The 12,580-nt window shown below is 45.3% G+C and carries 18 protein-coding genes; 5 read left to right on the top strand and 13 right to left on the bottom strand.

Going from position 1 to position 12,580, the window contains the following annotated elements:
* The first annotated feature begins 220 nt into the window (after positions 1-220).
* From JQC93_RS12995 to JQC93_RS12985, 3 genes are all read left to right on the top strand, one after another.
* The gene (locus JQC93_RS12995; RefSeq protein ID WP_205158864.1) at positions 221-1,159 is read left to right on the top strand and encodes a TIGR03899 family protein; all 939 of its coding nucleotides are present in this window, start codon (positions 221-223) and stop codon (positions 1,157-1,159) included.
* A gap of 240 nt (positions 1,160-1,399) precedes the next feature.
* Positions 1,400-3,310, top strand: coding sequence for a bifunctional 2',3'-cyclic-nucleotide 2'-phosphodiesterase/3'-nucleotidase (locus JQC93_RS12990; protein ID WP_408068610.1), 1,911 nt, complete (start codon positions 1,400-1,402; stop codon positions 3,308-3,310).
* Positions 3,311-3,372: 62 nt separating this feature from the next.
* Entirely contained in the window at positions 3,373-3,843 is a 471-nt protein-coding gene (locus JQC93_RS12985) for a GNAT family N-acetyltransferase (RefSeq protein ID WP_205158862.1), read from the top strand.
* A 52-nt stretch (positions 3,844-3,895) separates the two neighbouring features.
* Here the strand turns inward: JQC93_RS12985 and JQC93_RS12980 are convergent, their stop codons facing one another.
* Positions 3,896-4,486 (bottom strand): LysM-like peptidoglycan-binding domain-containing protein, encoded by a 591-nt coding sequence (locus tag JQC93_RS12980; RefSeq protein WP_205158861.1) that lies wholly within the window; start codon positions 4,484-4,486, stop codon positions 3,896-3,898.
* A 206-nt stretch (positions 4,487-4,692) separates the two neighbouring features.
* On the opposite strand from JQC93_RS12980, the gene JQC93_RS12975 reads away from it, so the two are divergent.
* Both JQC93_RS12975 and JQC93_RS12970 read left to right on the top strand, forming a co-directional pair.
* Entirely contained in the window at positions 4,693-5,313 is a 621-nt protein-coding gene (locus JQC93_RS12975) for an FKBP-type peptidyl-prolyl cis-trans isomerase (protein WP_084889008.1), read from the top strand.
* A 152-nt stretch (positions 5,314-5,465) separates the two neighbouring features.
* Positions 5,466-5,936, top strand: a complete 471-nt coding sequence (locus JQC93_RS12970; protein WP_205158860.1) for a DUF2780 domain-containing protein — start codon at positions 5,466-5,468, stop codon at positions 5,934-5,936.
* Between the two features lie 106 nt (positions 5,937-6,042).
* Here the strand turns inward: JQC93_RS12970 and rplQ are convergent, their stop codons facing one another.
* The 12 genes from rplQ to rplF all read right to left on the bottom strand — a co-directional run bounded on the left by rplQ (position 6,043) and on the right by rplF (position 12,575).
* The gene (gene rplQ, locus JQC93_RS12965; RefSeq protein ID WP_084889006.1) at positions 6,043-6,429 is read right to left on the bottom strand and encodes a 50S ribosomal protein L17; all 387 of its coding nucleotides are present in this window, start codon (positions 6,427-6,429) and stop codon (positions 6,043-6,045) included.
* A gap of 26 nt (positions 6,430-6,455) precedes the next feature.
* Positions 6,456-7,448 (bottom strand): DNA-directed RNA polymerase subunit alpha, encoded by a 993-nt coding sequence (locus tag JQC93_RS12960; protein WP_084889005.1) that lies wholly within the window; start codon positions 7,446-7,448, stop codon positions 6,456-6,458.
* A gap of 24 nt (positions 7,449-7,472) precedes the next feature.
* Positions 7,473-8,093 carry a 30S ribosomal protein S4 gene (rpsD, locus tag JQC93_RS12955; RefSeq protein WP_084889004.1) on the bottom strand — a complete coding sequence of 207 codons (621 nt, stop codon included), beginning with the start codon at positions 8,091-8,093 and terminating at the stop codon, positions 7,473-7,475.
* A 31-nt stretch (positions 8,094-8,124) separates the two neighbouring features.
* A complete protein-coding gene (rpsK, locus tag JQC93_RS12950) occupies positions 8,125-8,514 on the bottom strand; it encodes a 30S ribosomal protein S11 (protein ID WP_004398450.1) in 390 nt (129 codons plus the stop codon).
* A gap of 18 nt (positions 8,515-8,532) precedes the next feature.
* A complete protein-coding gene (gene rpsM, locus JQC93_RS12945) occupies positions 8,533-8,889 on the bottom strand; it encodes a 30S ribosomal protein S13 (RefSeq protein WP_084889003.1) in 357 nt (118 codons plus the stop codon).
* 146 nt (positions 8,890-9,035) lie between these two features.
* Positions 9,036-9,149, bottom strand: a complete 114-nt coding sequence (gene rpmJ / locus JQC93_RS12940; RefSeq protein ID WP_039969906.1) for a 50S ribosomal protein L36 — start codon at positions 9,147-9,149, stop codon at positions 9,036-9,038.
* Positions 9,150-9,188: 39 nt separating this feature from the next.
* Entirely contained in the window at positions 9,189-10,520 is a 1,332-nt protein-coding gene (secY, locus tag JQC93_RS12935; protein WP_205158859.1) for a preprotein translocase subunit SecY, read from the bottom strand.
* A gap of 20 nt (positions 10,521-10,540) precedes the next feature.
* Positions 10,541-10,975, bottom strand: a complete 435-nt coding sequence (rplO, locus tag JQC93_RS12930; protein ID WP_205158858.1) for a 50S ribosomal protein L15 — start codon at positions 10,973-10,975, stop codon at positions 10,541-10,543.
* Between the two features lie 5 nt (positions 10,976-10,980).
* A complete protein-coding gene (rpmD, locus tag JQC93_RS12925) occupies positions 10,981-11,157 on the bottom strand; it encodes a 50S ribosomal protein L30 (RefSeq protein WP_084889000.1) in 177 nt (58 codons plus the stop codon).
* Between the two features lie 6 nt (positions 11,158-11,163).
* Complete coding sequence (rpsE, locus tag JQC93_RS12920) at positions 11,164-11,664, bottom strand: 30S ribosomal protein S5 (RefSeq protein WP_084888999.1); 501 nt, start codon at positions 11,662-11,664, stop codon at positions 11,164-11,166.
* A gap of 14 nt (positions 11,665-11,678) precedes the next feature.
* Positions 11,679-12,032: a 50S ribosomal protein L18 gene (gene rplR / locus JQC93_RS12915; RefSeq protein ID WP_084888998.1), complete on the bottom strand. Its 354-nt coding sequence runs from the start codon at positions 12,030-12,032 to the stop codon at positions 11,679-11,681.
* A 9-nt stretch (positions 12,033-12,041) separates the two neighbouring features.
* A complete protein-coding gene (gene rplF, locus JQC93_RS12910; RefSeq protein WP_205158857.1) occupies positions 12,042-12,575 on the bottom strand; it encodes a 50S ribosomal protein L6 in 534 nt (177 codons plus the stop codon).
* Positions 12,576-12,580 lie beyond the last annotated feature (5 nt).

The following is a 12,580-nucleotide window of genomic DNA, read 5'->3' as shown; positions in this document are numbered from 1 at the left end:
CCTACATAAAGCAGGAGTAAAACAGCAATAGAGAGCTGCTTTTTGAGACGATCATCTTGATGACGCATGTTGCCTCCTTGCAATGCATTTGTTATACAATTTAACAAAACCATTACACAATGCAAGTGCGGACGCAGTTCTCTATTTGTTATTTCTCTAATAGTTTTTTGGTGGTGGCCGATCTACAATTAACAGAATCACGTACCCTAAGCAATAGACTATGAACCCTACAGAAAAACCCGTCACCATAGACCATGAAAATCCGTCGGTAACAGTGTCGGAGAAATCTAGCGAAGGGCAATCGTCTACTAAACAGGGTAAGTCCCAATCCAAGTCGGCCATCAAAGATAGCGGCGCTAATATCGCCAGTATTGCTACGCGCTATCATCTCGCCGCAGAAATCACGTCACCATCCTCTGGGCTTGGTATTGATAAACGAATTCAAGCTCGTAGCGTACAAATACAAGAGCGACGTCAGCAGAACCTTGAGAAAATAATCGCATTTGCTCACGCATCATGTAGAGATGAAGCAGCGAGTACACCAGATGATGATTGGCTATATCGGTTTTTTGATATGGCCCAAGACATTGGGAACTCAGCAATGCAACGTTTATGGGCTCAAGTCCTTAAGCGCGAAGTGATTAATCCTGGTTCTACGTCCATCAAGTCGCTCAAGCTATTGAAAGATCTATCAGCCAAAGAGGCTCAAATCATTCAAAGAGGGGCATCACTCGCCAGCAACTTTGGGGGAGATGGCGCGAATAAACTCATCATAGGTTATAAAGCAAAATCGAGTTTATTTTCTTTGGGACGGACAAACGACAATACCACTCTTAATTTAGGCAGCTTTCAACTTCCCTATTCAAGCTTACTGCTGCTTATAGAGTTAGGAGTGTTGATTGGCACCGAATTGGAGTCGGGCGAAATAGAAACCAACCCGGCAGTGGTGGTTACCTACCAAGGTAAACACCTTGCGTTGGAGCCGCATTCTAAAGGCCTGAGGTTGGTCTACTATCGATTTAGCCCAATTGGCAACGAATTATGTCGACTGTTGGGCAACAAACCCAATATGAAGTATCACGATAAATTGGTTGCGTTATTGAACCAGAAGTTCACTATCACTAGTGAAGTCAAAAGCAGCATTTCGACTTCAGCGTAGTTCAATATTAGCCCCATTGAATACCAGTAACTTTTTTCATTCGGAGATATTCTGGTAGTTTCTAAAATAAACGCATAAAAACCCACCAAAGCAATCGATTACCCTCGCAAAACCTAGAGTTTTCGCTAAAAAGTTTAACAATTAACTGCTACATTTCACCCGTCAATTAGGCAGTTTACTTATGGAGCAAGTATGAATACCAATCTGAAACTGATCCGCACATCAGTTCTACTAGGTCTAATGGGAGTGACCGCCCCCTCTATTGCCGACACGATTCACTTACGTGTCATCGAGACCACAGACATTCACGCCAACGTGATGGATTTTGACTATTATAAGGGCAAGCCATCAGAAAAGATTGGCCTAGTCCGTACCGCCTCACTTGTAGAGCTAGCACGTGATGAAGTTAAAAACAGCGTGCTGGTTGACAACGGAGACCTTATCCAAGGTAGCCCTATGGGTGACTACATGGCTTCAAAAGGCATTGTAGCCGATGAAGTACACCCAGTTTACAAAGCAATGAACCTACTCAACTATGACGCGGGTAACATTGGTAACCACGAATTTAACTACGGCCTTGAGTTCTTGGCCGAGTCGCTTAACGATGCAAACTTCCCTTATGTAAGCGCCAACGTGTTAGACGCGAAAACAGGTGATTACTACTTCAAACCTTACATCATCAAAGAGCACACGTTCCTCGATACGGATGGCAACAGCCACAAGGTTAATGTCGGCTACATCGGGTTTGTTCCACCGCAGATCATGATTTGGGATAAAAAGAACCTAGAAGGCAACGTTACCGCACTCGATATCAAAGAGAGCGCTGAAAAACTTGTCCCTCAAATGAAAGCAGAAGGAGCGGACGTCATTGTTGCAATCCCTCACTCTGGTGTATCTACAGACCCATACAAAATGGGCATGGAAAACTCATCTTACTACCTATCTGAAGTTGAAGGCATCGATGCAATTGCGTTTGGTCACTCACACTCAGTGTTCCCTGGTAAAGGTTTTGATGACATTAAAGGCATCGATAACCAAAAAGGCACCATCAATGGCGTAGCTGCAGTTATGCCAGGACGCTGGGGTAGCCACCTAGGTATTATGGACCTGCAACTAGACAAAGACGGTGACAGCTGGAAAGTGACGCCTGTCATGTCTGAAGCTCGTCCAATCTACGACGCGGCAAACAAAAAGCCAGCGGTCGAAGCGCACGTAGCAATGACCAAAGCAGTGGCAGAAGATCACAAAGCGACTCAAGACTTTGTAAACCAGCCAATTGGTAAAGCTGACGACGTAATGTACAGCTTCCTTGCATTGGTTCAAGATGATCCAACGGTTCAAATCGTTAACCTTGCTCAGAAAGCTTACGTTGAAACAATGATCCAGGGCGATCCTGATTTAGACGGTATTCCAGTGCTTTCTGCGGCGGCACCGTTTAAAGCAGGCGGTCGTAAAAACGATCCAAACAACTTCGTAGAAGTGGAATCTGGACAACTTACCTTCCGTAATGCTGCTGACCTTTACCTCTACCCTAACACGCTTGTTGCACTGAAGATGACAGGTAAAGAAGTGAAAGAGTGGCTTGAGTGTTCTGCAGGTCAATTTAAACAAATCGATGTCAATAGCTCAGAGCCTCAAACCCTCATCGAGTGGGATGAGTTCCGTACTTATAACTTCGACGTGATTGACGGTGTTGAGTACCAAATCGACATCACTCAGCCTGCTAAATACGATGGTAACTGTAAAGTTGTTAACGCTGACTCAGAGCGTATTACTGGTCTAACTTACATGGGTAAACCTGTCGACATGAGCGCTCCGTTTATTGTTGCTTCAAACAACTACCGTGCCTATGGTGGTAAGTTTGCTGGAACAGGTTCAGAATATGTAGCGTTTGACTCTCCGGATGAAAACCGCCAAGTTCTAGCAAACTATATTTCTAGCGTATCGGCAGAAAAAGGGCTTGTTAAGCCTAGCGCTGATAACAACTGGTCATTTGCTAAAATTGAATCGGACACTCCACTAGACATTCGTTTTGAAACCTCTCCAAGCGATAAAGCATCTGCTTTCATCAAAGAGAAAGGCCAATACCCAATGACAAAAGTGGGCATGGACGATGTAGGCTTTGCCGTGTATAAAATCAATCTTCAATAGTCGATTATAAGATAGAATGAAAGCGCGGCTTTAGCCGCGCTTTTTTTAATGGAGAAGACTCGATGAGCAAACAACACGACATTGAATGGCGAGCGCTGACATTTTCACAACTTAGTACCAATGAGTTGTTTGATATTATGAAGTTGCGTGTCGATGTGTTTGTGGTTGAGCAAAACTGTCCCTATCCAGAGTTGGACGCTAAAGACAAACTTACGACTACGGTTCATCTTGCCGGGTACATAGAGGGAGAGCTCGCTTTGTATACACGGCTTCTTGATAGAAACGTTAGCTATGACGACTGTTATAGCATTGGGAGAGTCATCGTAGCGCCCACGTGGCGACAAGCTCGTCTAGGGGATGTATTAATGCAAAAATCGATTCACGAAATCGGCCAACACTTAGGATCCGGTCCCATACAAATTGGTGCTCAGTATCACCTGCGTAAGTTTTATCAAAAGCATGGGTTTGTACAGTGTTCAGAGGAATATGATGAGGATGGCATAGAGCACATCGATATGTTGAAGACACCGTAAGTCTGCGCTGGAGATTACGGTCTTCGTTTAAATCAATTAAACCTTGTGCAAACTACTTACTGCGCCCAAAACCACCGTCAGACAATCTAAAGAACATTACCGCTTCACTGCCCCGCTCTAGCTGTAAAATATCCAACTGGTCGTTAGCATCGAGTTTAAATCGTATCAGCTGCCCTTTTCGAATACGGCTAAGAGGTTTATCAATTCCCTCAATTTTCACTAAGGCGTTGAGGTCTGACACGGATAGATCATTGCTACGAAATACCTTGGCTAAGGTATCTCCATCTTGAATGACATACTCGGTCCAAACCTGTTCATTAGGCGAACTCGCACTGACTACCGTAGAGCCTTGCTCGCTTAAACCACGTGTATCGATGTCTAGTTCAACTCTTTGCGTTGGTGCTGGTTGTGCAGGAGTTGCCTCTGGATCCGGGGTGGGAATTACCAACAGTACAATCAGCAGCACTGCGATGGCAGGGATTAACTTCTGATGCAGTGAAGGAAGCTCCAAATAACGGAGTCTTAGTGAGCCCAATGTCGATTGAACCTTCGCCTTTTGTGCGCGCCAATCAATACCTTTCAGCTGTTCTAGCAGCTGTTTACCAGTACTTTCCTTGACCCGTTGACGTTTTCTTCGATTCATTCATGACTCCACATTTTGACCTCTCTAGGTTATAAACATTTAACTGCAAATTCTAGTCTATAAGTGCGATATTCCTGCCTAAAAGTCACAATTCCACGCCTTGGAAGCGTAGTGGTAGAATCTTGATTACGCTTTTAAGTGCGGGCGTTTTCAATGCGCTTAGAAACTGGTATTCTTCTCGCTTCCTTACACATATGAGAATAAACATGTCTGATGTAAAATTTGATACTGTAGAGCAAAAAGCGAGCTACGGTATTGGTCTTCAAATGGGCCAACAACTTGCAGGTTCTGGTCTAGAAGGTCTTAACGTTGACGCAATCGCTGCAGGTATCGCTACAGCACTTACTGGTGGTCAACCTGAAATCTCAGTTGATGACATCAATGCAGCACTTCAAGATCTTCACACTCGCGCTGAATCTGCACGTGCAGAGCAAGCTAAAGTAGCGGCAGCTGACGGTGAAGCTTTCCTTAAAGACAATGCACTTCGTTCAGAAGTCACTGTTCTTGAGTCTGGCCTACAGTACGAAGTGATCACGGAAGGAACTGGTGAAGTTCCGTCTGCAGACAAGCAAGTTCGCGTTCATTACCACGGTGAACTAACAGATGGCACTGTTTTCGACAGCTCTGTTTCTCGTGGCCAACCTGCTGAATTCCCAGTAACAGGTGTAATTCAAGGTTGGGTTGAAGCACTTCAACTTATGCCTGTTGGTTCTAAGTGGAAACTGTACATCCCACAAGATCTTGCCTACGGCGAGCGTGGCGCTGGTGCAGCAATCCCTCCATACGCAGCACTTGTATTTGAAGTAGAGCTTCTAGCTATCCTTTAATCGATATAGTGTACTGCAATAAACGGTGCTTAATGCACCGTTTTTTTTCGCCTGAATATAATACCAACCAAATACTCTCGAATTTTTGACAGTGTCTTTGTTTACTTTGTTTTACACTGAGTGTAGTACCGACCACTATGAAAGGACTCTCAATGAAACTCGTCAAAACTATTACTCTTGCGGCTCTTGTAGTAAGTACACAGACTTTCGCATTCGGCGATTTGTTAAAAAGCGACGACACTAAAGACTTAATGAATCAAGTAAGCTCCAGCGTCGATCAAATGTCGGACTCACCCATTACAGAGCTACTAACTAGCCAGCTAGATGTATCGAATGAGCAAGCAAGCTCTGGCGGTGCTGCTATGTTGGCCCTTGCCCAAAATAGCTTATCGTCCGACAACACTAGTGAGCTCGCTTCTATGATACCTGGCTTAGAGAATATGGGAGCAGCGTCCAGCCTGTTAGGCAATATCGACTCGCTTAACGCTGTCTATGATGTATTCGAAAAACTCGGCCTAGACCCATCTATGGTGGCGCAATTTGCCCCTGTCATCATGGGCTATCTATCTGACCAAGGCGCTAGTTCTGGACTAATGGATTCTCTCACTGGACTGTGGAAATAACCAAATGAACCAAATGGGGTCAGAGTAAATCGACTCTGACCCCATATTTTAAGCAAAAAAAAACCGAACCCTAAGGTTCGGTTTTTTAGTCTAGCGAATACTGATATTACTCAGCAGCTGCTTCTTCAGATGCTTCTGGGCGATCGACAAGCTCAATGTAAGCCATTGGAGCTTTATCGCCAGCACGGAAGCCAGCTTTTAGGATACGAGTGTAACCGCCTTGGCGGGTAGCGAAACGTGGACCTAATTCGTTAAACAGTTTTGCAACTACTTCGTTGTCACGAGTACGTGCAAATGCAAGACGACGGTTAGCAACACTGTCTGTCTTTGCTAGTGTAATCAAAGGCTCAACGACGCGACGTAGCTCTTTAGCTTTTGGCAATGTAGTCTTAATTACTTCATGACGTACAAGAGAGCTAGCCATATTGCTGAACATCGCTTTACGATGACTGCTGTTGCGGTTGAGTTGACGACCACTCTTACGATGGCGCATGACCTAATCCTTCTAACTAAGCTCGATTAATCTTCTGCAATTGACGCTGGTGGCCAGTTTTCTAGGCGCATACCTAGAGACAGTCCACGAGACGCAAGAACGTCTTTAATCTCTGTAAGAGATTTCTTACCAAGGTTTGGAGTTTTAAGTAACTCAACCTCAGTGCGCTGCACAAGATCACCGATGTAGTGAATCGCTTCTGCTTTCAAACAGTTAGCAGAGCGTACTGTTAGTTCAAGATCGTCTACAGGACGTAGTAGGATCGGATCGAACTCTGGCTTCTCTTCTTTCTCCTCAGGAACTCGTACATCACGAAGATCTACGAATGCATCCAATTGCTCAGCTAGGATTGTAGCTGCGCGACGGATAGCTTCCTCTGGTTCAAGAGTACCGTTCGTTTCCATATCGATAACGAGCTTGTCCAAGTCAGTGCGTTGTTCAACACGAGCTGCTTCAACAGAGTAGGCAATTTTGTCTACTGGGCTGAAAGTCGCGTCTACAAGCAAACGACCAATAGGACGCTCATCTTCTTCAGTATGGATGCGAGCGGAAGCCGGAACATAACCACGACCACGTTCAACTTTGATGCGCATAGCGATCTCAGCGTTGTCATCCGTTAGGTGACAAATAACGTGCTCTGGGTTAGCGATCTCTACATCACCATCATGGGTGATGTCACCTGCAACAACAGGGCCTGAGCCTGACTTGTTAAGTGTAATAAACACTTCATCTTTGCCTTCGGCTACTCGTACAGCCAACCCTTTAAGGTTAAGTAGGATTTCAAGAATATCTTCTTGAACGCCTTCTTTAGTGCTGTACTCGTGCAATACGCCTTCGATTTCTACTTCTGTTACTGCGCAACCTGGCATTGAAGATAGTAGAATACGGCGAAGTGCATTACCAAGAGTGTGGCCAAAACCACGCTCTAATGGCTCAAGAGTTACTTTTGCGTGTGTCGTGTTGATCTGTTCGATGTCAACAAGACGTGGCTTAAGAAATTCTGTTACAGAACCCTGCATTGTGTCCTCTCTTTAGTTTAAACCTTACTTAGAGTAAAGTTCGACGATCAGGTGTTCGTTGATGTCAGCTGACAGATCAGAACGTTCAGGCATACGCTTGAAAGTACCTTCCATCTTGCTAGCATCTACTTCAATCCAAGTTGGTTTTTCGCGTTGATCAGCAACTTCTAGAGCTGCCTTAATACGAGCTTGCTTTTGAGCTTTCTCGCGGATAGTCACAACGTCGTTAGCCGCTACTTTGAAAGAAGGAACGTTTACAACTTTACCGTTAACTAGGATAGCTTTGTGGCTAACTAGTTGACGAGATTCAGCGCGAGTTGCACCAAAGCCCATACGGTAAACTACGTTATCAAGACGACCTTCAAGAAGCTGAAGTAGGTTTTCACCTGTGTTGCCTTTAAGACGCGCAGCTTCTTTGTAGTAGTTACGGAATTGTTTTTCTAGTACGCCGTAAGTACGACGAACTTTTTGCTTCTCACGAAGCTGAATGCCGTATTCAGATAGACGACCGCGACGAGCGCCGTGTACACCTGGGGCATTATCAATTTTACACTTGGTATCGATCGCGCGGACACCAGACTTAAGGAATAAGTCAGTACCTTCGCGACGGCTAAGCTTCAGCTTAGGACCCAAATATCTAGCCATGTTCTTTCTCCAATATTCCTAGAAACGAAACTTAAACGCGACGTTTCTTAGGTGGACGACAACCGTTATGTGGGATCGGAGTTGCATCAACGATGTTAGTGATGCGGTATCCAGCAGCGTTTAGTGCACGGATAGTTGACTCACGACCTGGACCTGGGCCCTTAACCATAACTTCCAAGTTTTTAAGACCGTATTCTTTAGCCATTTCACCTGCGCGTTCTGCGGCAACCTGTGCTGCGAACGGAGTAGACTTACGAGAACCACGGAAACCTGAACCACCGGCAGTGGCCCACGCTAAAGCGTTGCCTTGACGGTCAGTGATGGTAACGATTGTGTTATTGAAAGATGCATGAATGTGCGCTACGCCATCAGCAACTTGCTTGCGTACGCGCTTACGAGCGCGTGTTGGTTGTTTTGCCATTGTACTTTACCCTTCCGACTATTTCTTGATCGGCTTACGCGGACCCTTACGGGTGCGAGCGTTGGTTTTAGTACGCTGTCCACGTAGAGGTAGACTGCGACGATGACGAAGACCACGGTAACAGCCAAGGTCCATAAGACGCTTGATGTTCATTGATACTTCACGACGTAGATCACCTTCCACAGTGTATTTAGCTACACCATCACGCAGTTGATCGATCTGTTCTTCATTGAGTTCACTGATCTTAGTGCTTTCAGCAATACCCACCTCAGCTAAAATAGCTTGAGAGCGAGTTTTACCGATACCGAAGATCGCAGTTAGTGCGATTACGGCATGCTTATGATCAGGAATGTTAATGCCTGCTATACGGGCCACTATTCACTCCTAGTTTTCTAAAAAGAATTTACCGCAACAAAGCCCGTAGAGGATACGTTGCGGCGTACTACTTCTTTTGCACGCAAAAGGTAGGCCGAGGAATATACTCGACCATACCTTATATTTCAAGTAAAAATTTCTGCTAATTAGCCTTGGCGTTGCTTATGCTTTGGCTCACTGCAAATCACACGCACAACACCGTTGCGCTTAATGATTTTACAGTTACGGCAGATTTTTTTAACGGAAGCACGAACTTTCATTGCTAAACTCCGTAATTGAAATCCAAAGACTACCGCCGATTAACGGCCGTAACCCTTAAGATTTGCCTTTTTCAACACAGACTCATACTGTTGTGACATCAAATGAGTCTGTACCTGTGCCATAAAGTCCATGATTACAACCACTACGATAAGCAGTGATGTACCACCGAAGTAGAACCTAACGTTCCACGCGATCATCATAAACTCTGGAATCAGACAGATAAAAGTAATATACAACGCGCCCGCTAGGGTTAAACGTGTCATCACTTTATCAATGTATCTTGCTGTCTGTTCACCTGGGCGGATACCGGGTACGAACGCACCAGACTTCTTCAAGTTATCTGCTGTTTCACGCGGGTTGAAAACCAACGCCGTGTAGAAGAAGCAGAAAAATATAATCGCTGCAGCGTATAGCATCACATAGAGAGGTTGGCCCGGGCTCAGTGCTAACGAAAGGTCTGTTAACCATCCGAAAGTACCTTCACCGTTGCCACCAAACCACTGTGCCAGGGTACCTGGGAACAGTATGATGCTCGATGCAAAGATTGCTGGAATTACACCAGCCATGTTGATCTTAAGCGGTAAGTGAGAGCTTTGTGCAGCAAACACTTTACGCCCTTGTTGACGCTTGGCGTAGTTAACGACGATACGACGTTGACCACGTTCCATGAATACAACAAAGTAGATAACCGCAAATGCGAGTACCCCAATCAACACTAAAAGAAGTGCGTTTAGTTCGCCTTGACGCGCTTGCTCAATTGTTTGACCGATTGCCGAAGGCAAACCAGCAACAATACCTGCAAAGATAATGATTGAAATACCATTACCAATTCCACGCTCAGTAATTTGTTCACCTAACCACATCAAGAACATGGTGCCGGTTACTAAACTCACGGTAGCAAGTAGGGTAAACATGGTTTGGTTGATAACAACCAGATTATCGACCATGCTTGGTAGCCCTGTTGCGATACCTATTGCTTGGAATGTTGCAAGTACGAGCGTTCCATATCTAGTGTACTGACTGATCTTCTTACGACCAGATTCACCCTCTTTTTTGAGCTCAGCTAGAGCGGGGTGAACAACAGTCAACAGTTGGACTACAATCGATGCCGAAATATACGGCATGATGCCCAAAGCGAATATAGATGCACGCTCAAGTGCACCACCAGAGAACATGTTAAACATCTCAATGATGGTGCCTTGTTGCTGTTCGAACAAGTTGGCAAGTACATTAGCGTCAACACCAGGTAGCGGTATAAACGAACCCATACGGAACACCAATAACGCGCCAAATACGAAGAAGAGACGCGCGCGGAGCTCGGCTAGGCCGCTCTTTGCACTATTAAAATCATTTCCTGGTTTCTTTGCCATCTGTACCTTTCCTTCGAAGATTAAGCTTCGATTTTGCCGCCTGCGGCTTCGATTGCAGCTTTAGCGCCTTTAGTTACGCGAAGACCTTTAACAGTCACTGCTTTAGTAATGTCACCAGAAAGTACAACTTTCGCGAACAAAACGTTCTTAGTGATTACGTTAGCAGCTTTTAGGCTGTTTAGATCTACAACGTCACCAGTTACCTTAGCTAGTTCGCTTAGGCGAACTTCAGCTGACACTAGGCTCTTGCGAGAAGTGAAGCCGAACTTAGGTAGACGTTGTTTCAAAGGCATTTGACCGCCTTCAAAACCAGGACGTACGCTGCCGCCTGAACGAGACTTTTGACCTTTATGGCCACGGCCACCAGTTTTACCTAGGCCAGAACCGATACCACGACCTACACGCTTCTTAGAAGGTTTAGAGCCAGCAGCCGGTGATAGAGTATTCAAACGCATTCTGATTACTCCTCAACTTTTACCATATAGTAAACCTTGTTGATCATTCCGCGTACTGACGGAGTATCTTCAAGTTCTACTGTATGGTTGATTTTACGAAGGCCTAGACCTTTCAAGCACAATTTGTGCTTAGGTAGGCGCCCAATTGCGCTTTTAGTTTGCGTAACTTTGATAGTTGCCATAGTCAATTACTCCGAAATAGATTCAACAGTTAGACCACGTTTAGCAGCAATCATCTCCGGAGAGTTCATACCGCTCAAACCATCAATAGTCGCACGAACTACGTTGATAGGGTTCGTTGAACCGTACGCTTTCGCTAATACGTTGTGAACACCTACAACTTCAAGTACTGCACGCATTGCACCGCCAGCGATGATACCAGTACCTTCGGCAGCTGGTTGCATGTAGACTTTAGAGCCAGTGTGACGACCTTTCACCGCGTGGTGAAGAGTGCCTTCGTTAAGCGCGATCGTAACCATGTTACGACGTGCTTTTTCCATTGCTTTTTGAATCGCAGCAGGTACTTCACGGGCTTTGCCGTAACCGAAACCTACACGACCATTACCGTCACCAACTACTGTTAGTGCAGTAAAGCTAAAGATTCGACCACCTTTAACCGTTTTAGCAACACGGTTAACTGCGATTAGTTTCTCTTGCAAATCTGAAGCTTGTTGTTGTTCTTTAGCCATCGATCAACCCTACCTTAGAATTTCAGACCAGCTTCGCGAGCAGAATCTGCTAGCGCCGCTACTCGACCGTGGTATTGGAAACCAGAACGATCAAATGCAACTGATGTGATGCCCTTTTCAAGAGCACGTTCAGCAATAGCTTTACCTACCGCTTTAGCTGCGTCGATGTTACCAGTGTTCTTAACTTGCTCACGGATCGCTTTTTCTACAGTAGAAGCTGCAGCGATAACCTCAGAGCCGTTTGGTGCAATCACTTGGGCATACACGTGACTTGGAGTACGGTGTATAACTAAGCGATTAACGCGAAGTTCAGCAATCTTACGACGTGCACGCGTAGCACGACGGATGCGAGATGCTTTCTTATCCATAGTGTTACCTTACTTCTTCTTAGCTTCTTTAGTACGCACATGTTCATCTGCGTAACGAACACCTTTACCTTTGTAAGGCTCAGGCTCACGGTAAGAGCGAATATCTGCCGCAACTTGTCCAACAAGTTGTTTATCACAACCAGTTAGAATAATTTCAGTTTGGCTAGGACATTCAGCTTTGATGCCTTCAGGTAGTTCATGCTCAACAGGGTGAGAGAAACCCAAAGTAAGAGCTACTGATTTGCCTTTAATGGCAGCACGGTAACCTACACCTTTAAGTACAAGCTTCTTAGTGAAGCCTTCAGTAACACCAACAACCATGTTGTTAACAAGAGCGCGAGCAGTACCTGCTTGAGCCCATGCTTTATCAGCGCCTTCTTTAGGGCCGAACGTTAGGTTGTTATCTTCCTGAGCAATTACAACAGCAGCGTTAAGAGAACGAGTAAGCTCGCCCTTTGCGCCTTTGATTGTAATTTCTTGGCCGTTTAGTTTCACCTCTACGCCAGCAGGAATAGCGACAGGTGCTTTAGCAACACGAGACATAGTCT

It is taken from the genome of Vibrio ulleungensis (assembly GCF_016900875.1).
Lineage (GTDB): Bacteria > Pseudomonadota > Gammaproteobacteria > Enterobacterales > Vibrionaceae > Vibrio > Vibrio ulleungensis.
This window is presented reverse-complemented; position numbering and strand designations above follow the sequence as displayed.